At 37.1% G+C, this 21,780-nt stretch carries 22 protein-coding genes and 2 tRNA genes; 23 read left to right on the forward strand and 1 reads right to left on the reverse strand.

From position 1 onward, the window contains the following. Positions 1–116: 116 nt before the first annotated feature. On the reverse strand, positions 117–530 hold the full coding sequence (locus MKY09_RS07035) for a YslB family protein (protein ID WP_169361113.1): 414 nt from the start codon (positions 528–530) through the stop codon (positions 117–119). A 284-nt stretch (positions 531–814) separates the two neighbouring features. Between MKY09_RS07035 and MKY09_RS07040 the strand changes: the two genes are divergently transcribed. The 23 genes from MKY09_RS07040 (at position 815) to crtI (MKY09_RS07150) (ending at position 21,779) form a co-directional block, all read left to right on the forward strand. Then, positions 815–1,426 (forward strand): succinate dehydrogenase cytochrome b558 subunit, encoded by a 612-nt coding sequence (locus tag MKY09_RS07040; RefSeq protein WP_277347138.1) that lies wholly within the window; start codon positions 815–817, stop codon positions 1,424–1,426. A gap of 46 nt (positions 1,427–1,472) precedes the next feature. Next, positions 1,473–3,233: a succinate dehydrogenase flavoprotein subunit gene (sdhA, locus tag MKY09_RS07045; protein ID WP_298473104.1), complete on the forward strand. Its 1,761-nt coding sequence runs from the start codon at positions 1,473–1,475 to the stop codon at positions 3,231–3,233. Between the two features lie 2 nt (positions 3,234–3,235). Further along, a complete protein-coding gene (gene sdhB, locus MKY09_RS07050; protein WP_205964149.1) occupies positions 3,236–4,012 on the forward strand; it encodes a succinate dehydrogenase iron-sulfur subunit in 777 nt (258 codons plus the stop codon). Between the two features lie 532 nt (positions 4,013–4,544). After that, a complete protein-coding gene (locus MKY09_RS07055) occupies positions 4,545–4,997 on the forward strand; it encodes a thioesterase family protein (RefSeq protein WP_298471671.1) in 453 nt (150 codons plus the stop codon). Between the two features lie 61 nt (positions 4,998–5,058). Beyond that, a complete protein-coding gene (locus tag MKY09_RS07060; protein WP_225215939.1) occupies positions 5,059–5,283 on the forward strand; it encodes a LuxR C-terminal-related transcriptional regulator in 225 nt (74 codons plus the stop codon). A gap of 73 nt (positions 5,284–5,356) precedes the next feature. Next, positions 5,357–5,815 (forward strand): MarR family transcriptional regulator, encoded by a 459-nt coding sequence (locus MKY09_RS07065; RefSeq protein ID WP_169360995.1) that lies wholly within the window; start codon positions 5,357–5,359, stop codon positions 5,813–5,815. A 9-nt stretch (positions 5,816–5,824) separates the two neighbouring features. Continuing rightward, the gene (gene racE / locus MKY09_RS07070; protein WP_169360996.1) at positions 5,825–6,622 is read left to right on the forward strand and encodes a glutamate racemase; all 798 of its coding nucleotides are present in this window, start codon (positions 5,825–5,827) and stop codon (positions 6,620–6,622) included. A gap of 66 nt (positions 6,623–6,688) precedes the next feature. Further along, a complete protein-coding gene (gene rph / locus MKY09_RS07075; protein ID WP_342567955.1) occupies positions 6,689–7,438 on the forward strand; it encodes a ribonuclease PH in 750 nt (249 codons plus the stop codon). A gap of 7 nt (positions 7,439–7,445) precedes the next feature. Beyond that, positions 7,446–8,039, forward strand: coding sequence for an XTP/dITP diphosphatase (locus MKY09_RS07080; protein ID WP_342567956.1), 594 nt, complete (start codon positions 7,446–7,448; stop codon positions 8,037–8,039). A gap of 16 nt (positions 8,040–8,055) precedes the next feature. Next, a complete protein-coding gene (locus tag MKY09_RS07085) occupies positions 8,056–8,562 on the forward strand; it encodes a metallophosphoesterase (RefSeq protein ID WP_342567957.1) in 507 nt (168 codons plus the stop codon). A 77-nt stretch (positions 8,563–8,639) separates the two neighbouring features. Beyond that, a tRNA-Arg gene (locus tag MKY09_RS07090) sits at positions 8,640–8,713 on the forward strand. 676 nt (positions 8,714–9,389) lie between these two features. Next, the gene (locus MKY09_RS07095; protein ID WP_342567958.1) at positions 9,390–10,685 is read left to right on the forward strand and encodes a cation:dicarboxylase symporter family transporter; all 1,296 of its coding nucleotides are present in this window, start codon (positions 9,390–9,392) and stop codon (positions 10,683–10,685) included. A 286-nt stretch (positions 10,686–10,971) separates the two neighbouring features. Next, positions 10,972–11,289 carry a hypothetical protein gene (locus MKY09_RS07100; protein WP_205964137.1) on the forward strand — a complete coding sequence of 106 codons (318 nt, stop codon included), beginning with the start codon at positions 10,972–10,974 and terminating at the stop codon, positions 11,287–11,289. A 45-nt stretch (positions 11,290–11,334) separates the two neighbouring features. Next, positions 11,335–11,667, forward strand: a complete 333-nt coding sequence (locus MKY09_RS07105) for an antibiotic biosynthesis monooxygenase (protein ID WP_169361001.1) — start codon at positions 11,335–11,337, stop codon at positions 11,665–11,667. A 267-nt stretch (positions 11,668–11,934) separates the two neighbouring features. Beyond that, positions 11,935–13,107, forward strand: a complete 1,173-nt coding sequence (locus MKY09_RS07110) for an endospore germination permease (protein ID WP_342567959.1) — start codon at positions 11,935–11,937, stop codon at positions 13,105–13,107. Beyond that, entirely contained in the window at positions 13,046–14,512 is a 1,467-nt protein-coding gene (locus MKY09_RS07115) for a spore germination protein (protein ID WP_342567960.1), read from the forward strand. Before MKY09_RS07110 ends, MKY09_RS07115 begins: the two co-directional genes overlap by 62 nt. Further along, the gene (locus MKY09_RS07120; RefSeq protein ID WP_340830137.1) at positions 14,493–15,644 is read left to right on the forward strand and encodes a Ger(x)C family spore germination protein; all 1,152 of its coding nucleotides are present in this window, start codon (positions 14,493–14,495) and stop codon (positions 15,642–15,644) included. The genes MKY09_RS07115 and MKY09_RS07120 overlap by 20 nt, the downstream gene beginning before the upstream one ends. Before the next feature lie 161 nt (positions 15,645–15,805). Continuing rightward, a tRNA-Arg gene (locus tag MKY09_RS07125) sits at positions 15,806–15,879 on the forward strand. A gap of 377 nt (positions 15,880–16,256) precedes the next feature. Then, positions 16,257–17,222 carry a tRNA-dihydrouridine synthase gene (locus MKY09_RS07130; RefSeq protein WP_169361004.1) on the forward strand — a complete coding sequence of 322 codons (966 nt, stop codon included), beginning with the start codon at positions 16,257–16,259 and terminating at the stop codon, positions 17,220–17,222. A 140-nt stretch (positions 17,223–17,362) separates the two neighbouring features. Continuing rightward, complete coding sequence (locus MKY09_RS07135; RefSeq protein WP_251553420.1) at positions 17,363–17,500, forward strand: YfhE family protein; 138 nt, start codon at positions 17,363–17,365, stop codon at positions 17,498–17,500. A gap of 218 nt (positions 17,501–17,718) precedes the next feature. Beyond that, positions 17,719–19,272, forward strand: a complete 1,554-nt coding sequence (crtI, locus tag MKY09_RS07140) for a phytoene desaturase family protein (protein ID WP_298471648.1) — start codon at positions 17,719–17,721, stop codon at positions 19,270–19,272. 120 nt (positions 19,273–19,392) lie between these two features. Beyond that, positions 19,393–20,277 (forward strand): phytoene/squalene synthase family protein, encoded by an 885-nt coding sequence (locus tag MKY09_RS07145; protein WP_342568220.1) that lies wholly within the window; start codon positions 19,393–19,395, stop codon positions 20,275–20,277. Continuing rightward, on the forward strand, positions 20,277–21,779 hold the full coding sequence (crtI, locus tag MKY09_RS07150) for a phytoene desaturase family protein (RefSeq protein ID WP_342567961.1): 1,503 nt from the start codon (positions 20,277–20,279) through the stop codon (positions 21,777–21,779). The genes MKY09_RS07145 and crtI (MKY09_RS07150) overlap by 1 nt, the downstream gene beginning before the upstream one ends. Position 21,780: the final 1 nt, after the last annotated feature.

Raw genomic sequence — 21,780 nt, forward strand, 5'->3', positions numbered from 1 at the left:
TGTTTAAAGTCACTATTAAAAGAATTGTTAGTCAAAATCAACCAATAACTTTAACAAAGCTTTATTAAAAAAAGAGAGGAAGATGGAAATTGCTCCATCCTCCTCTTTATGTATCTTTAGCGTTTACTTTTTAAGTCCCATTTAATATGGAAGGTGACCAACCCAGTTTTTTTTACAAACTCATCATAGCATTCAGTTTCATAGCCATCTATTTTTTGCTTCTGCTCTGCAAGAAAGCCAGCCTCTAATCGGTGACATCTATTAATTCCACTTTGAGGAAGATTGTATGTTTCTAGCGTGTAATAGGCCGAATCTTTTGATGTTTTATCTAACTCAAGCCTTCCCCAGCCAGCCTCTTGGAAGAAAGAGATGGCTTCTTCCATTGAATAGAGTGGAAACTTTCGTGCAAGGTCCTTACCTGCCCAGTACAATATTTCTTTTTCATGTTTTCCGAGAATAGAAGTGAGCACGTGATCTCTTATTATTTCATATCCAAAGGAAGTTACATGTGAATGTTCTCTTTCATTCAAACAGCAACCCTTCTTTCCAAAGATAAATAAAAACTATAATCTATTCTAGCATAAAATATTTTCACTGGGAGAGAATACTTTGTGAAAAAATAAACTAATCATTATATAGGTGAGTGTCAGAAAGATGAACAAAATCAGGAAACATACCTTGACGCTCTAAAATGTTGAGAGTACAATGGATATGTCATAAATTCGTAACAAGAAGGTGTGAACATGTGATGATTTATTATTCTATTACAATAGTTTAATCATCGCTAATTGGAAATTTGAGGGGGGTTACTGTTTTGTCGAAAGATCGCGAATTTTTCATGCGTCGATTACATTCTTTACTTGGTATTATTCCAGTTGGATTATTTCTGGCGCAACATTTAGTAGTAAACCATTTTGCTACAAGAGGTGAAGAAGCCTTTAACACGGCATCACATTTCATGGAGAGTCTACCTTTTAGACTAATGCTGGAAGTGTTTGTAATTTATATTCCTTTGTTGTTCCATGCATTCTATGGTATCTATATTGCATTTACTGTTAAGTACAATCCTAACAGATACGGTACTCTAAGAAACTGGTTGTTTATTTTACAACGTTTTACTGGAATATTCCTTGTTGTGTTTATCGCATGGCATGTATTTGAAACACGTTTCCAAGCTGCAATTGGAGCTAAGGAAGTTAACTTTAACATGATGAATGAAATTTTATCAAACCCATGGATGTTAGCTTTTTATATTGTAGGTGTAATTTCTGCAACCTTCCATTTAGCTAACGGTATCTGGTCATTCCTTGTAAGCTGGGGAATCACTCAATCACCAAAATCTCAAAGAATTTCAACTTATGTAACATTAGTAATCTTCTTAGCGTTATCTGTAGTTGGTGTACAAGCACTTTTAGCATTCGTATAAGACCCTTCTACACCTAAGCTACTATAAATTTAAGGAGTGAAATAGCATGGCAAAAAATAAACTTATTGTTGTCGGCGGTGGATTAGCCGGATTAATGGCAACAATGAAAGCTGCCGAAGAAGGCACACAAGTAGATCTATTCTCATTAGTTCCTGTTAAACGCTCACACTCTGTATGTGCACAAGGCGGTATTAACGGGGCTGTAAATACAAAAGGTGAAGGGGATTCACCTGCAGTTCATTTAGATGATACTGTTTATGGTGGAGACTTTTTAGCAAACCAACCTCCTGTTAAGGCAATGGCAGACGCTGCTCCAGGAATCATTCATTTGTTTGACCGTATGGGAGTTATGTTCAACCGTACACCAGAAGGTCTATTAGATTTCCGTCGTTTCGGAGGAACTTTAATGCACCGTACAGCATTTGCTGGTGCAACAACTGGTCAACAGTTACTTTATGCGCTTGACGAACAAGTTCGTCGCTTTGAAGTAGAAGGTCTAGTAACAAAATACGAAGGATGGGAATTCCTAGGTATTATCAAAGACCACGAGGGTGCTTGTCGCGGTATTAAAGCGCAAAACCTTAACTCATCAGAAATCCGTGCTTTCCGTGGAGACGCTGTAATCATGGCTACTGGTGGTCCTGGGATCATTTTTGGTAAAACAACTAACTCTATTATTAATACAGGATCTGCTGCAAGTATCGTTTACCAACAAGGCGCTTACTATGCAAACGGAGAATTTATTCAAATTCACCCAACGGCAATTCCTGGAGATGACAAGCTTCGTCTGATGTCAGAATCAGCTCGTGGTGAGGGTGGTCGTATTTGGACGTACAAAGACGGTAAACCTTGGTATTTCCTAGAAGAAAAGTATCCTGCTTACGGTAACCTAGTACCACGTGATATCGCTACTCGTGAAATCTTTGACGTTTGCGTTAATCAAAAATTAGGTATTAACGGCGAAAACATGGTATATCTAGATCTTTCTCATAAAGATCCACATGAATTAGACGTAAAACTTGGTGGAATCATTGAAATCTACGAGAAATTTACTGGGGACGACCCTCGTAAAGTTCCTATGAAAATTTTCCCTGCTGTTCATTATTCAATGGGTGGATTATGGGTAGATTATGATCAAATGACGAACATCCCTGGTCTATTTGCTGCTGGCGAATGTGACTATTCTCAACATGGAGCTAACCGTTTAGGAGCTAACTCATTACTTTCAGCTGTATTTGGTGGAAGCGTGGCTGGTCCTAATGCTGTTAAATACATGAAAGGGCTTTCCACTCATGCAGAAGACTTAGATGATTCTATTTATGAAAATGAAGTGAAGCTTGAGCAAGAGAAATGGGAGCAAACACTAGCTATGAAAGGTACAGAAAACGCTTACCTTTTACATAAAGAGCTAGGTGAGTGGATGACTGATAACGTAACAGTAGTTCGCTACAACGACAAGCTAGAGGAAACTGACAGAAAAATTCAAGAGTTAATGGAAAGATACGAAAACATTAACATGGATGATACGCAACGCTGGTCAAACCAAGGCGCATCATTTACTCGTCAATTGAAAAATATGTTATACTTAGCACGTGTTATCACGTTAGGAGCACTTCAACGTAATGAAAGCCGTGGAGCACATTACAAACCTGATTTCCCAGAACGTAATGACGAAGAATTCATGAAAACTACTATGGCTAAGTTTGATCCAGCTACAGGGGCTCCAATTATTCATTATGAAGATATTGATATATCTCTTGTTGCTCCTCGTAAACGTGATTACTCATCATCGAAAGGAGCAAAATAATCATGGTGACGGCAACAGAAACCAAAAAGGTTCAAATAGAAATTTACCGTCAAGATACTCCTGAATCCAAACCCTATTGGGAAAAATTCGAAGTAAATTGGCGTCCAAATATGAATGTAATTTCTGCATTAATGGAAATTCGTCAAAGACCAGTTAACACAGATGGTAAAGCTACTACTCCTGTAACATGGGACATGAACTGCTTAGAGGAAGTATGTGGTGCATGTTCAATGGTTATTAATGGTCGTCCACGTCAATCTTGTTCAACACTTATTGATCAATTGACTCAACCGATTACATTAGCACCTATGAGCACTTTCCCTGTCGTACGTGACCTTCAAGTAGATAGAAGCCGTATGTTTGATGCTTTGAAAAAAGTTAAAGCATGGGTTCCAATTGATGGTTCTTATGACCTTGGTGAAGGTCCACGTATGCCAGAGCGTAAACGTCAATGGGCTTATGAATTGTCTAAATGTATGACTTGTGGTGTATGTTTAGAGGCTTGTCCAAACGTAAATGATAATGCTTCATTTATCGGACCAGCTCCGCTTTCACAAGTTCGTTTGTTCAATGCGCATCCAACTGGAGCTATGAATAAAGACGAGCGTTTAAATGCGATCATGGGAGATGGAGGCCTTGCAAACTGTGGTAACGCACAAAACTGTGTAGTTGCATGTCCAAAAGGTATTCCACTTACAACTTCTATCGCTGCATTAAACCGTGATACTACAGTTCAAATGTTTAGAAACTTCTTCGGAAGCGACAACATGGTAGACTAATAAATATGTAAAAGCTCAGAATGCAAATTCTGGGCTTTTTTTTATTGTTTAGGAAATTACAAAATACTGAACCTGTGGATAAATTGATGTCTAGCTCCACCGCCTTGCCCCTCGGGGTCAAATGGATAAAAGCTCCGGTGGCTGAGGAACTGCCTCCTCGCTTTTCTCCATTTGCCTGTCGGGGCAGAGATAGGCGCTTGCGCTTTTCTGGATGTCTAGCTCCACCGCCTTGCCCCTCGGGGTCAAATGGATAAAAGCTCCGGTGGCTGAGGAGCTGCCTCCTTGCTTTTCCCCATTTGCCGGTCGGGGCAGAGACAGGCGATTGCGCTTTTCTTGTTGGAAAGTTCCCGGCGATGTTTAAGGCTTTTTTCAAGTATTGTCCGTTCGTCAAAATACGACAAAGAAACCGGATGAAATGTGTATTCCTTTCACTAATAATTTGTTAGATGGATTTTTAATTTTCTGATATAATAAATGAATGATTATTCATTTTTAAATGAATATCTATTCTAAATATAAAGGGGATTATTATATGAGAGCAGGATACATAGAAGACCTAGAAGCATGGGAAAAGGGATTTTCTTTTTATACGGAGGTCAGTGTACGTTTTTCAGAAACAGATATGTACGGACATTTAAATAATACTATACCATTCACTTACTTTGAATATGCTCGTATTGAATACTTTAAAAAGGTTATGCTTATGAATGATTGGCTTAATCCTAAAGGAGAAAAGATACCAGTAGTTGCTGATCTACAATGTGATTATCAGAAACAGGTATTTTTTGATGAGAAGCTTCGTATTTATGTAAAAGCCAATTCAGTTGGTAGTTCTTCCGTTGACATCCATTACATGGCAAAGAATACTAAAGGGGATATAGTGTTTACTGGTAGAGGAAGCATTGTTCAAATTGATAAGAAAACCGGAAAATCTGCAAAATGGACCGAACAAGAAAAAGAAGTTTTTCAAAAGAGTATTTACTAGCCGTCACCTACCATCCCTTTGCTACATACGTTAGTAGGAGAGTGGATAGGGGGCTATGGCATTGTACGATGGTAATCAGCAAAGATCAATTTTGACGAGCAGAGAGCGTCAAATATTTCAATTATTAGTAGAAGACAATTCTACAAAAGACATTTCAATTCAGCTGTCTATTAGTGAAAAAACAGTTCGAAACCATATATCTAACACGATACAAAAATTAGGCGTATCTGGTAGATCTCAAGCAATTGTTGAACTATTAAGACTAGGCGAATTATCATTGAATTGATTTGAATCCTTGCCATTTTCCTCAGAACAAGTCACAATAATAAGAGGACGTATTGTTTTGAGGAGTGAGATTCATGGCAGAAGAAAAGAACCAAGTGGAACTTAACCACGAAGATGTTGCTTTTTTAGAAAAAGAACTTCGGCATATTTCAGGGATTATCAAACAAAGAGGGCGACAAATCTTAAATTCTTATACGATAACGCCTCCCCAGTTTGTAGCTCTTCAGTGGCTTTTCGAGATTGGAGACATGACAATCGGGGATTTATCTAATAAAATGTATTTAGCTTTTAGTACCACTACGGACTTAATTGACCGGATGGAAAGAAGTGAACTAGTACAGCGAGTAAGAGACGAGCAAGATCGTCGAGTTGTACGAATACATTTATTAAAAGAAGGCGAGCGTATCATCGAAGAGGTAATTGACAAACGACAGCAATACTTAAAAGATGTGCTGAAACAGTTTGACCAAGATGAAGCACAAACATTATCAACTTTATTAGCAAAATTACATCTTGAGATGAAAAAGAACTGAGGAATTGACGTGAAAGCCCCAATCGGTGTGATAGACTCTGGTGTGGGAGGTTTGACAGTTGCAAAAGAAATTATGCATCTACTCCCAAACGAAGAAATTATTTATATTGGTGATACAGCTAGATGTCCTTATGGACCTAGAACTAGTGAAGAAGTTCGTAAATTTACATGGCAAATGGCAATTGCCTTGTCTAAAATGAAAATTAAAATGCTTGTAATAGCATGTAATACTGCGACAGCAGTAGCTCTAAACTCCTTGAGTAAGAAAATGCCTTTCCCAGTGATAGGTGTTATTTTCCCGGGAGCAAGAGCGGCTATTAAAGCAACGAAAAAAAATGAAATTGTAGTGTTAGGTACAAGCGGTACAATTAAAAGTGGGGCTTATGAAAAAGCGATTGCAGCTCTGAATACTTCTAGTAAAATCATTCCGCTTGCATGCCCTACTTTTGTTCCAATTGTTGAGAGTAATGAATATGAGGGTGACTTTGCGAGAAAAATGGTTTTTGAAGCCTTGCAACCCTTAAAATCAGAGCATTTTGATACGGTTATCCTTGGTTGCACGCATTACCCATTATTGCAAAAGCATATTGAGGATGCAGTTGGTGAACATGTAAATGTACTATCATCAGCTGAGGAAACCGCCCAGGATGTATTGGAGTACTTAGATTATCATCATTTACGCAATCCGACCGAGATAGAGAAAGAACCTATTTTCTATACGACCGGTTCGGTGCCCATCTTTAAAACAATTGTCGAAAAATGGTTAAACTTGTCGAATGCAGATATACGGACAATTTCATTTCATTAACCCTGTTAAGAGAATCCTCGAATAGCGGGGTTTTCTTCTGTTCAGGTACATAAAAAGGAGAAATATATGATTAGATTTGATGGAAGAGAAACAAAGCAATTGCGAAAGGTAACGATCGAGACAGATTATTTAATGCACCCAGAAGGATCTGTATTAATCACGGTAGGTAATACCAAAGTTATTTGTAATGCAACAATTGAAGATCGAGTTCCTCCTTTTTTAAGAGGACAAGGTAAGGGTTGGATTACAGCTGAATATTCTATGCTTCCACGCGCCACAGAATCACGTACACAGCGTGAGTCGTCTAAAGGGAAGGTTACTGGTCGTACGATGGAAATACAGCGTCTAATAGGACGAGCTTTGCGATCGGTAGTAGACCTCGAAGTAATTGGGGAAAAAACAATTTGGATTGACTGCGATGTCATTCAGGCCGATGGAGGAACAAGAACTGCTAGTATAACTGGGGCGTTTGTTGCATTAACCATTGCACTAGGAAAACTGTATGAGCAAAAGCAGCTTCCTAAATTTCCTGTAATTCAATACCTAGCTGCTACTAGTGTAGGAATAGTTGATGAAATTGGAGTAGTGTTAGATTTAAATTACGTAGAGGACTCTTCCGCAACTGTGGATATGAATATAGTACAAACTAGCAGTGGTGAGTACGTTGAGCTTCAAGGTACGGGCGAAGAAGCAACTTTCTCAAAAAATGAGCTATTGGAGCTTCTAGAGTATGGTGAAGCTGGAATCCAGCAGTTAATGGATATCCAACGAGCTGCATTAGGAGATTTAGCTTCTAAAATTGATGAGAAAGGATGATTTGAACATGAATCAAATAATTATTGCAACTAAAAATAAGGGGAAAGCAAAGGATTTTGAAGCATTATTTAATCCCCTTGGATATGAGGTGCTAACCCTACATGACGTTGCAAAGGAAATGGATGTTGAAGAAACAGGTACAACCTTTGAAGAAAATGCCTTGTTAAAGGCGACTGCATTAGCTGAACATTTACAATCGATCGTAATTGCGGATGACAGCGGCCTTGAAGTGGATGCCTTAGGCGGTCGTCCTGGTGTCTATTCTGCGCGTTATGCGGGAGAAGAGAAGAGTGATGAGGCAAACATCACCAAACTGTTAGAAGAGCTTAAAAACGTAAAAGAATCCGAAAGAAGTGCCCGCTTCGTTTGTGTGATTGCAGTGGCATCTCCAACGATGAAGCCATTCACAGTCAGAGGAACATGCGAAGGCGTTATCGCTCAAGAAAGAAAAGGGAATAACGGTTTTGGCTATGACCCAGTCTTCTTTGTTCCGTCCGAGAATAAAATGATGGCCGAATTATCTGCAGAAGAAAAAGGGGCTATTTCTCACCGTGGAAATGCTATTAAGCAATTGAAGTCAAAATTACCTGATTTACTATAAAGGTGGTGGCTGTTCGATGAAGCTTTTAGTCATGAGTGATACGCATAAGGATATAATGGCTATGGAAGAGGTAATCCGCTTATATACAGAAAAGGTCGATGCCATCATTCACTGTGGGGATAGTGAGTTAGAGGCTTCCTTTTTTGAGGACAAACCTGTTTCCGTTGTTAAAGGGAATTGTGATTATGATCTTGGATTTCCAGAGGAAAAAATTATTTCGTTGGAAGACCAAACCATTTTAATCGTTCATGGCCATCGTCATCAAGTCAAATCCACAATATTGCCTCTCAATTATAGGGCGCAGGAAGAAGGAGCGACGATTGTCTGCTTTGGCCATTCACATTTACTTGGTGCAGAGCTTCAAAACGGTATCTTGTTTGTGAACCCAGGAAGTCTTCATCAACCAAGGGGACGTAAGGAAAAGAGCTATTCAATTATAGAAAAACAAAAAGATCGTTGGCAAGTTCTATTCTTCTCCTCTGACCATAAACTGTTAGAAGAAGTCACTTTCAATTTTTCGTAAAAGTAGTGTTGACATTCATTTGTTATCATTATATAATAAATCTTGTCTTTCCTATCTGTGTGGTGGGGGAGTACTTGGTCTCAGTAGCTCAGCTGGATAGAGCAACGCCCTTCTAAGGCGTCGGTCGGGAGTTCGAATCTCTCCTGGGACGTAAATGGGTTCAGAAATAATTTTAAATCAATTAAAAAGCACCTCAAATCCTTTATTTTCAAGGATTTGAGGTGCTTTTTATTCTTGGTTTTTACCACAGAGTTAATTCAGGTCAGACCCTTTTACTATTAAAAACCTACATTTCATGGTGATATTCCAACTATAGCTTAAGTAATCTCTATCGGTTGAAGTCGACATCCGTAATCTTTAAACAAAAAGATGCTTATAATTCAACCATTAATGCATTTAAACAATTACATAATAAACATTATTTGCAGCACCTGTTTGTAGGGCATACGTTTAAAGCCATTGCCAATTGCCATACCAATAAGAGGCTTTATGAGAAGTCATTTGTATATTACCAAACGAAAAAAACATACTAGCGAGTACAAGTCATAGAAATATGACCATCAATAATAAAAAAATTTCCTACTGTTAAAATAACCGTGACATATCCAGTAGGTTATTCTAAATTATTTGCGGTACCAACTGTTGATCATGTTAATATCATCTGTTGATGCATTGGTTTTTATAATCGTAAGAATGAAATTATTCTTACCAATTATTTTATAGGATATAAAAATTAACTTTTCGTTAGTATACTAGTATAATGAAAACGATATATTATATTAAGATAATTTATTCTTTATCTTCAGTATTGAGGGGTATTAAAAGAAATGAAAAAGCTTAAAAAAATTGGGTTGGCTTGGCAAATTTTAATCGGTTTGATTTTAGGTATTATTGTTGGCGGTATATTTTATGGAAACGATAATATTTTAAAATACATCACACCTTTCGGAACGATTTTTATGAATATGATTAAAATGATTGTAGTCCCAATTATTGTTTCGACATTAATTGTTGGTGTAGCCGGTCAAGGTTCTTTAAAACAGGTTGGAAAACTTAGTGTTAAAACACTTGTTTATTTTGAAATCATTACAACGGTTGCCATTATTCTAGGTATATTATTAGCTGATATAACGCAATTTGGTAGCGGTGTCGATATGAATGAGTTAACAAAAGGAGACATTACTTCGTATGTTGAAACAACAGAAGAAATGTCTAAAGAAGACCATAGCATAATGGATACAATTGTAAATATTGTACCTACAAACATTGTCTCCTCAATGGCAGCAGGGGACATGTTGCCAATCATCTTCTTTTCCGTACTGTTTGGTCTAGGGGTCGCAGCTATTGGTGATAAAGGCAAACCGGTATTAGCATTAGCACATGGTGTAGCTGACGCGATGTTCTGGGTAACGAATTTAATTATGAAGTTTGCGCCAATTGGTGTTTTTGCATTAATCGCAACGACTGTTTCCACGTTTGGGTTATCTTCTTTAATTCCATTAGGGAAACTAATGATCTTAGTTTATTTTGCGATGATTTTCTTTATCGTAGTTGTATTGGGTATAACGGCTAAAATTGTTGGGTTAAGCATATTCCGCATTATTAAAATGATTAAAGACGAGCTCATATTAGGATTTTCCACTGCAAGCTCGGAAACTGTATTGCCGCGTATTATGCTGAAAACAGAAAAAGCAGGTGTACCAAAAGATATTGGGTCATTTGTTATTCCAACAGGTTATTCGTTTAATTTAGATGGCTCTACTTTATACCAAGCAATTGCAGCATTATTCATTGCACAAATGTACAATATTGATTTGTCTTTATCAAATCAAATTATTTTAGTTTTAACGTTAATGGTCACATCGAAAGGCATAGCAGGTGTGCCGGGAGTATCGTTTGTCGTGCTTCTTTCAACACTTGGTGCAGTAGGTATTCCTTTAGAAGGGCTAGCTTTCATTCTTGGAATTGATCGTCTATTAGATATGATGCGTACAGTTGTTAACATATGTGGTAATACATTAGCAGCATTAGTCATGGCGAAATGGGAAGGCCGTCTTGACATGGACAAGTATAATAACTACTTTAATAACGAAACAGTTGATGCTTCAGTTAAAGAGGATTAATTGTATAAAAGTAAACAGATGTATCAAGGTTTAGAAAGTTGGTACCGTGGTAGAAAAGCGCTTAAAATCCTTTAACGTTGGGGGTCTTAGGCGCTTTTCTTTTTTTGAGAAGTCGTTAAATACAAGAAATTATTATCTTTTTGCTTCTTTGCCTGTAATCCACTGCTTTAATGGCATCTGTTTTTCTGGTAGCAAAACATACAGATTTCATTACTTAAAATTGACAGGATGTATACATTCGTATACAATTTTATGTATACGAATGTATACATTAGGGGGATGAAAAATGAAAAATGATTCCCATAGAGAAAGACTCACGGATCACTGTGAAGACCGAAATGGTCCTTGTAGAGGTAGTGGAAAAAGACGTGGAGCAAAAACGTTTCGTCGGGGAAGAGCTTTGGCCTTCTATGAGATAATGCAAACGAAATCTAATTCTCTAAAAAGACAGCTCGCTACTCCAGAGCTACAATCCGTGAACTCAGTGTTAGTGGGGGAGCTAAAGGCTGTAGAAATGTTAATGGATGAATTTGCCCAGTTATTTGAATTAGTAGAAGTTGACGAAAAAGATCAACAGAATGAAGTGGAAGAATCAGGACAGTAATAAGAAAGATATTACATATATTCGTAATAATTTGGAGGGATGACAATGTTCGTACAAATTCGCAAATGGACAGTAACAGAAGGAAACTCAGATAAGGTACTAGAACGCTTTAAGAAAAAACCAGATCAAGGACCATCTTTAATTGAACAAAGAGAAGGTTTTATCGGACGTGAACTTTTAGTGAAAAACGTTCGCCGTGGTGAAGAAGAAGTAGTAATGATCGTTCGCTGGGAATCAGAAGAGGCATGGAAAGCATGGGAAAAGAGCCCTGAACATATCGCTGGTCACAAAAATAAAATTAAAGAACACGGTGGAAAACCACCGAAGCCTGAATATGTAATTTCCATGGAGCACGGAAACTATTCAGTAGTTGAATAAGTATTTTGCAAAAGAGTGAGCTATTAATGTAGCTTGCTCTTTTTGTTTTAGAAGAATCCCTACCCCGAGGAAAGCGTCCGGCTGGGGCGAAAAATCAAATCTACTCCCTAATTTAAGATTTCTTTGCATCATAAATCAACCCTACCCTTTAACATAGCTAATATAGTTGCTTAAGAATAGTTCTCAAATTTATATCTATTTTACCTTATAAACGCTTTAAAAGTTGTCAAAACTAGAAAGTATTATAAAACGTTAGAAGGTATGAATTTGAAAAGAGTCGGTCCGATAAGTATTTTACATATTGTTGCTTTATCCATGACGATGATTGGATTAAAAAATCATGTCACTATTCTACCACCCATTTTAGAGGTTGGGGGTAGAGATGGGTGGATGTCTGTCATACTGGCTGCAGTAGTTATGAGCTTCTGGATTTTTATACTTGTTTATATTTATAAGCAAGCGAAACAAAGGCCCTTGATGGAGTGGCTTCAGGAGGCAACAGGTCCCAAAACTAGTACAATCTTTCGTTACGTAGTAGGGATCTATCTGTTCGTATTGGCAGCCTTTACCATGCGTGAAGCGATGCAGTGGGTGAAAACCACCTTCTTGCCTACGACATCCATCATCGTCTTATTAATAATTTATATTGTTTTGTGCATCCTATTAGCAACTAGTAATATCCAAACTATTGCAATAGTAAATGTTATGGTCTTGTTTGGTGTTTTAGTTTTAGGATTTTTTGTTGCCTTTGTGAACATTCAGGTGAAGGATTATTCATTGATCCGACCTTTTTTAGAGCATGGCTGGGAGCCTGTGCTAAAAGCCAGTATATTTCCTGCTGCAGGTTATATCGAGCTAATACTACTTCTCTTTTTACAGCAACATATTAAAGACAAAATGAGATGGTACCATTTTGCCATTATCCTTTTCTTGTTAATGGGGCTAACTTTAGGCCCTTTACTGGGAGCCATTACAGAGTTTGGTCCACACGAGGCCGCGGAACAAAATTATCCGGCATATGAGGAATGGGGTTTAGTTACTATTGGGCAGTTCATCGAACATCTTGACTTTTTTCCCATCTACCAATGGTTAACTGGTGCCTTTATACGTGTTGGGCTGCTTTTATTCATCACAATTGACCTTCTTAAAATGAAAAACAAGAAGCCTGTATGGTTCATCTTAGCCCCAGCGTTCTTTATCATTTGTATGATTTTAACGTTAATAAACGACAATTTATTTCTTTTCATTAAAGGTAACTACTTTCTTATAACTACTTTCGTGTTCTTTTTACTAGTATCAATCTTCTTGTTCTTGATAGCTTTTTTTCATAAAAAAACAACAAAAAAAGAGAAAAGACGTATGAAAGGAGGGAAACAAAGTGAAACCAACGGAGGAGAAACTGGATCTTCAAACAATAAAAGAACTATTCAAGAAGAATGAAGATGTCATTTTTCAGTTGTATAACTATGGGAAATATAAAGTCCATTTCATTACCTGTGATGCTATGACCGATCTCCAACTACTAAATGAAACCATTGTTCCTCGGATACAAAAAATGTGCACTGAGGTTGGCGAGGAACCACTTGAGGAGTTCATTTTGAATAAGCTTCATATACCAGATTTACAAAAGGTAGAGGCAAAAGAAGATATAATCACTAGAATATTTAATGGTTATCTAATTCTTCATATTGAGAATGAAAATCTAACATTTTCAAGTAATATTGCTAAAAAGCCTAATAGAAGTCCTGAGGAATCCAGGATGGAAGTACTTATTAAGGGGCCAAGGGATAATTTTATTGAGGATATTTCGGTTAATATTGCTTTAATAAGAAAAAGATTACCTACAAACTCCTTGAATGTGGAAAAACTGGAACTAGGAAAAAGATCAAAGACAACAGTTGCTGTACTTTATATGGATGATATTGCTAGCAAGGACATCCTAAAGGATATTATGAGTCAATTAAAGGAAGTTGATATTGATATTGTTTTTAGTGGAGAACTTTTGCTGGAAAAAATAAATAAAAAATCTCCCATCTTCCCTAGAAATGATTATACTGGAAGGCCAGATTTTGCTGTACAAGCCTTGGTAAGGGGAAGGTTTCTTATTCTAGTTGATGGCGTGGCTTATGTAGTAATAACCCCAGTCAACTTATTTTTGCTATTAAAATCAGGGGAAGACGTGGAATATCCAATCGCTTTTAGTAGTGCGGAAAGAGTGCTGAGGATAATTGGTCTAATGATAGGATTAGCTTTGCCAGCCTTTTGGCTAGCGCTTACTACTTTTCATCAGGACCAACTACCCTTTCAATTACTAGCCACCGTTGTTCAAAATAATTCCGGACTACCGTTGCCCTCAGCCGTTGAAATGCTGACGATGCTTGGTATGTTTGAGTTATTTAGGGAGGCAGGCTTACGATTGCCAAGCGTTATTGGTGGAACCATAAGTGTAGTAGGTGGTCTAATCATAGGGGATGCAGCTATAAGAGCAGGCTTAACTAGCCCTGCAATGATTGTTGTGATAGCTATATCCACAATCGCCACCTTCACTTTAGTGAATCAGTCGCTTGTCACTGCTGTAAGTATAGTTCGAATCATACTCATACTGATTACATCTATTCTAGGATTGTTTGGATTTTTTATTGCTTTATATTTTTTACTGCTTTATTTATCAAATATCAGAATATTTGGAGTTCCTTATATGAATATTGCAACGGATTTGAGCTGGTCAACTATTAAAAGATCTCTTATAAGGCCTGCGCCCAAAAACTATAAAGAACGTCCTCATTCTTTAAACCCTCAGGATTCTACTCGAATTGGAGGAGAAGATGATGAAGAGAATAACTAAACAATTGTGCATTCTTTGCTTAGTTCTACCTCTACTTACCAGCTGTTGGGATGTGGATGAACCAAATAGAATACGATACATCTATGCAATAGGGATAGATTATAAAGAGGATAAGTATGAAATACATGCTCAAATCATCGACTTCATCAATATTGCAAAAACGGAGCAACCAAACCAGGATGCTATTCAGGTGGAAGTTGGCAAGGCTAAAGGAGACACTATAGAAGAGGCATTCTTTGAATTGTATAAATCGACGGATTTGAAGTTATTCTGGGGGCATATGACATATATGGTACTTTCAGAGGAAGCGCTTAAAGAAGGAAGAGCTAATGTTGTTATTAACGCCTTTTTAAGATTTAGGGAGATTAGATATCAAACGTGGGTATATTCAACGAATGATCCTATCGGTGAAATTATGTTGCTAAATCCTCTTTTTAACAGCGCCATGACTAGACTTAAACTAGCAGATCCTATGAGTTCATACCAACAAGAGTCCTTTGTAGAACCAATAGATTTTCGGAAGCTCGTTATCCGTTTAAATGAACCTAGTTACGAAGTAAACATACCCTATGTGAAAATAGACGATAATTGGGAGAATGAAAAAGAAAAAGATAAACTACCGAAATTCGAGGGAGTAGGTGTCGTTACTCCAGATGAATTTAAAGGCTTTATCTCAGGCGAAAAGATTAATGGATTACAGTGGATGACTAAGGAAACTAAAAAAGGGGAAATTACAATTCCTCGTGAAGATAAGTTTGTTTCGATTACTATAGATAATCTAAAAATAAAAGTAAAACCTAAAGTTCAAGGCAATGATGTAAAATTTGAAGTAAAATTAAATATGAATGCTTTACTAAGTAGCTTTGAAGGAAAAATTACTGAGAAAGAGATTCGCCAATTTGTGAAGAAACAAATAAAGAAAGAAATCGAAGAAACCTATTTAGAAGGACTGGAAAAAGACGTGGATATTTATCGTCTATCAGAATATTTGTACAGAAGTGATGTGAAGAATTGGAACAAAGTACAGAAGGATGGCAAAGTCCCCTTGACAGAAAACTCTATTAGCAGCATAACAATAGATGTTAATAAAGTTTATACAGGGAGAAAAGCATTTAAAGAAACAATTGAGTAGCTTAATTGCTTGTTCTGTAGGAAATAAGGGGATAGGATAGGAAATAATGTTCTTTTTTCCTTATTAATTTATAAAAAATGATTAATACCCTTGACAATAAATCAAATATACATGATAATAAATATTGTCTTTCCAGTATTTTAATTCGGAAAGAAAATATTGTCTCAGTAGCTCAGCTGGATAGAGCAACGCCCTTCTAAGGCGTCGGTCGGGAGTTCGAATCTCTCCTGGGACGTAGATTGGTTCAGGTGATCGAAGTTTGAACCTAACTAAAAGTGCTTCAAATCCTTTTATATAAAGGGGTTTGGGGCATTTTTTCTGTCTTTTGACTCCTTGTTTTAAATGTGTCACTAAACGAAATAAATAAAGAGCAGAACTACCAAATTTACTTCTTGCAAAATGAAAATCTTTATAAGAGAAACATGTATGAAGATAAATTGAAAAAGCTAGGTTATACTATAAAAATGACTTTATTGCCTAGCCAAACGAGATCTTTATAGCTCTCTTTATATGTGCAATAACTTTTTATATGTAAATTAAATCATAATTTTTAATAACACTGGGATCTGTGGTTGAAGATGAATCCCATTACGAGAGGGTTGGAATATAAATATGACTAAAAATTTTTGGCAGGAATTGCCTAAACCTTTTTTTGTACTTGCACCAATGGAAGATGTGACAGATGTAGTTTTTCGTCAAGTTGTTAGTAAAGCAGGTAGACCTGATGTCTTCTTTACGGAATTTACAAACACGGAGAGCTATTGTCATCCAGAGGGCCAAAAAAGTGTGCGCGGAAGATTACTTTTTACTGAGGACGAACAGCCAATGGTTGCGCATATTTGGGGAGATAAACCCGAATTTTTCCGTCAAATGAGTATCGGAATGGCTGAGCTAGGTTTTAAAGGTATTGATATTAATATGGGCTGTCCTGTACCGAATGTAGCAACAAGAGGAAAGGGCAGTGGTCTAATTCTTCGACCAGACACAGCAGCAGAACTTATAGAAGCAGCTAAAGCTGGTGGATTGCCAGTAAGTGTTAAGACAAGACTTGGATATACAGAAATAGATGAATGGCAAGAATGGCTAACGCATATTCTTGAACAGGATATTGCGAACCTTTCTATTCATTTACGTACTAGAAAGGAAATGAGCCAAGTTGACGCACATTGGGAGCTGATTCCAGAAATTAAAAAGCTACGTGATCGTATTGCGCCAAACACGCTTTTAACTATAAACGGTGATATCCCTGATAGAGAAACAGGGCTTAAGCTAGTAGAACAATATGGCGTTGATGGAGTTATGATTGGACGCGGTATTTTTAAAAATCCGTTTGCATTTGAAAAAGAGCCAAAAGAGCATAGTACACAGGAATACCTTGACCTTTTAAGGTTGCAGCTGGATTTACAGGACAAATATGCAGAGGAATTGCCACGCTCCATCTCGGCACTTCATCGTTTCTTCAAAATATATGTTAAAGGCTTCCCAGGGGCAAGTGAATTAAGAAATCAATTGATGAATACAAAGTCAACGGATGAAGTTCGTACGTTGCTCGATAATGTTGAATTAAAACAAGATTAATAGCTGAAGTGCATGATATAAGTAAAAGTTGGATAACATATCCCTGACAGGATTATTATACTTTTTTAAAATTAGCATGATGTAGTATATCTCTCCTTTCAAAGAACAACATAATAATATACTTTGAAAGGAGTGGTATGATGCCAGACCGTAAACCGCCACATGAGCAATTAACTGTAAAAGACAATGGTTTAACATCAACTCAAGAAGTTTTGTATCAGCAGGAATTTAAAAAGGCTGATCAAGCGACACAAAAAAATAATTCACGAAAAAAGTGAATAATAAATCATAGTATAGAACCCTCTTGTGCTAAAGGAGCACAAGGGGGTTTTTTTAATTTTATAATAGAAAGAAATAATTTTATATAATGTTTGTATAATGTAAAACAAATAAAGGTTATACAAATTGATTGACTTTTGTATAATGTTTGTGAATAATTAAAACAAATAACGTTTGTAGGATAAAGACAATATTTGACGGAGAGGAAGAATAAATAATGCCAAAAAGTAAAAAGAGAGTAGTAGTTATTGGAGCAGGGGTAGCTGGATTAGCAAGTGCCATTCGCCTTCAGCATGCTGGATATGAAGTGGAGTTATATGAAAAGGAGGCTTTACCAGGTGGCAAAATGAATCGAATTGACATGGATGGTTATCAATTTGATCTTGGGCCGAGTATTGTGATGATGCCTGAGCTATATAGGGAAGTATTTGAGTTAACTGGAAGAGATCCGGACGATTATATCCCTATGCAAAAAATTGATCCGATGTATTCAACTTACTTCGGAGCAAAGGCGGAGGAAAAATACGACATCTCTTCTGATTTGGTAGAGCTTATGAAGACGCTAGAGAATATATCAGAGGAAGATTCAAAAGGCTTTTTAAACTATCTTCAGGAAATTTACCAACGTTATCTTGTAGCAAAAAATCATTTTCTTCAAAGACCTTTCCGTAACTTCACTGATTTTTATAATCCAAATACGATTCGTCAAATGCTTAAGCTAAAAACGTTTGATAGTGCAGACCATTTTATCGGGAAGTATGTAAAGAATGAACGCATAAAGCAAATTCTCAGCTTTCAAACGTTATACATAGGAGTGTCGCCATACAATGGACCTTCTTTATACACAATTATCCCAATGATAGAAATGCTTTATGGAGTTTGGTTTATCAAAGGTGGAATGTATACAATGGCTTCCTCAATGGAGCGGTTATTTAAGGAACTAGGTGGCAAAGTTTATTACAATGCATCTGTAGATGAGGTTCTTATAAAAGATCAACAGGCTTATGGTATCCGAGTAAAAGGAAAAGAAGTTCTTTCTGATTTTGTTATGTGCAATGCTGATTTCCCTTATGCAATGAAAAATTTAGTCAAGGATACTAAATCCAAAGGAAAGTATACGGATAAAAAAATAGATAGTATGAAATATTCCTGTTCCTGCTTCGTGATGTATTTAGGAATGGATCGAAAATACGATGAACTGGACAATGTACACAATTTCTTTATCACTGAAGAGTTAGAGAAGAACCTCACTGATATTTTTGATGGGAACAAGTTGGAGCAGCCTTCTTTCTATGTTTACGTAGGCTCTAAATTAGATCCTAGTCTTGCACCAGAAGGAAAGGACGGGCTTTATATTCTTGTGCCAGTTCCTGAGCTATCTTCCTCGAAGTATGAATGGACAGATGAAACGGTTCAATATTATCGGAAAAAAGTAATGGATTCTCTAAAGAATGTTAAAGGGTTAGAAAATATTGAAGAGGAAATTGTTTCTGAAACGTATATGACTCCATTAGATTTTGAGTCTAAATTTAATGCATATAACGGTGCTTGCTTTGGTCTACAGCCAACACTGACGCAAAGCAACCATATGCGTCCACAGAGTAAAGCAAAAAACTGTGAAAATCTATATTTTACTGGAAGTAGCACGCATCCAGGAGCAGGAGTGCCTATCGTCTTACTCTCTGCTAAGATCGCAACCGAAGAACTGTTATTGGATGATGGAATAAAAGAAAAAAATAAAGCGGGCTTTCCAGAACTTGTGACCAATTAAAAAAGTGAAACTATGAAAATCTTGTTCGCTTGCTCCAATTATTGTCCAGCTATTGTTATTAGCAGGCTATGAGAGAGGATGCGCAAGTCCTATAAATATTAGAAGGAGGCGAAGGATTTGGTGAGAAAACAGGATACAACAGTAAAGGATTACTATCGGTATTGCGAAGAAATCATTAAAAAGAACTCGAAGAGCTTTTATTTCGCTTTTAGTCAGCTGCCAGAGGACAAAGCGAATGCTGTATTTGCTATTTATACTTTTTGCAGGAGAGCAGACGACAGTGTCGACGAGAATGGTTCCAAGGTTAGACAACAGGAAGAACTGGAACGCTTAAAAAAGGAGCTGCAGCTTTTTGAGAAAGGGGAAGAAATTCAACATCCAATGTGGCTAGCACTTCGGGACGTATTTAATAGATATAACATGAGCATTGAACCCTTTTATGAGCAATTGGAGGGTCAGCGGATGGATATAAATTTTACTGAACCAATGACGCTTAAGGAATTGGAGAAATACAGCTATTATGTAGCTGGAACAGTTGGCTTAATGCTTTTGCCTGTCCTTGCACAAGGCAGTAGCATAGATTTAACAGAGCAGGCTATTAGCCTCGGTATAGCTATGCAAATTACGAATATTCTGCGAGACATCGGCGAAGATTACCAGATAAAAAATAGAATTTATATACCTCAGTCTCTTTTAGCTTCAGAGTTATACAGCGCGGATCATTTAAAGAATGCCACTATTAACTCCAGTTTTATTCGCATTTGGGAATCCCTAGCGCAACATGCGGAGGAGTTGTACGACAATTTCTTTCATTCTATCTTTTATTTTGATGAGGATAGTCGTTTTCAGGTATTACTAGCAGCAAAGGTTTATCGGGGAATATTAAATGCGGTGAGAAAAAATAATTATGATTGTTTTCATGTAAAAAATTATGTTTCACCAATTGAGATGCAAAAAATCCATCAGGCAGCTCGTTTTGTAGTGAATAGGAAGGTGCTTTCATAATGGTAGAAAAACAAAAAACTGTCGTAATAATAGGTGGGGGATTAGGTGGATTATCTGCGGCTATTTCATTGGCACAGGCAGGTTATTCTGTTTCCCTTTATGAGAAAAACAATCATCTAGGCGGAAAGCTAAATCGACTAGAACAAGATGGTTTTGGATTTGATTTAGGACCCTCTATTCTTACCATGCCACATATCTTTAACCGACTATTTACACGTAGTGACCGTAATATGTCGGATTATATATCGACATTTAGATTAGAGCATGAGTGGCGTTCCTTTTTTACAGATGGAACAACTATTGATCTATACGGGGATCTTGAAAAGATGGCAAAGGAAAATATGAGCTTGTCAGCAAAGGATATACGAGAGTATGAGGAATTCCTTCTATATGCAAAAAGAATATATGAAGTAACAGAAGAAGGGTATTTAGGCAAAGGATTAGATAACACCATGGACGTGTTTAAGCAGCATGGATTCATAGAGTCACTAAAAGGCTTTGATTATTTTTCTACTATGTATGCTGGGATAAAAAAGAGAATAAGCAATCCTAATTTAAGAACTATGCTTTCTTACTTTATTAAGTATGTTGGCTCATCTCCGTATGATGCACCCGCAGTATTAAATATGATGATTTATATGCAGCATGCACAGGGTGTATGGTATGTTCCAGGCGGTATGCATGGAATCGCCCGTGGGATGGTGAAGCTTGGTAAGGAGCTTGGCATATCCTTCCACACTGGAAAAGAGGTAAAGCAATTACATAGAGACGGAGCCAAGCGTATTGCTTCTGCAGAGCTTGCCGATGGAACAAGAGTTAGTGCAGATTATTTTATCTCTAATATGGAGGTAATTCCAGCATATGAAAAGTTACTAGAAGAAGAACCAGCCTATGTAGAAAAACTAGAAAATAAGTTTGAACCTTCAAGCTCGGGTTTAGTATTACATCTAGGGGTTAATAAAAAATATCCTCAATTAGCTCACCATAACTTTTTCTTTTCGGATAACTTGAAAGAACAAATGGATCAGGTTTTCCATCGCTATGAGCTACCTGATGATCCAACGATTTATTTGGTAAATACAAATAAAACAGACCCAAGTCAGGCGCCTCCTGGACATGAAAATATAAAAATATTACCTCATATTCCTTATATACAAGATAAGCCCTTTACGGATAACGATTATTTAGAGCTAAGAGAACGAGTATTGATTAAGCTTGAAAAAATGGGATTGGAAGGGCTTCGACAGCATATTGTCACGGAGGATATGTGGACACCACATGACATTGAACGTACGTATTATTCCCATCGAGGTTCTATTTATGGAACAGTTTCCTCGAAAAAGAAAAATCACGGATTTAAGAATACTAAACATAGTGAGCTTTACGATAATCTATACTTTGTAGGTGGCACAGTGAATCCAGGTGGCGGTATGCCTATGGTTACACTAAGTGGTCAGCAGGTGAGCGGGATGATTGAGGAGAGAGACAGAAAAGAATCATAAG

This window comes from Psychrobacillus sp. FSL K6-4046, from assembly GCF_038624605.1.
Lineage (GTDB): Bacteria > Bacillota > Bacilli > Bacillales_A > Planococcaceae > Psychrobacillus.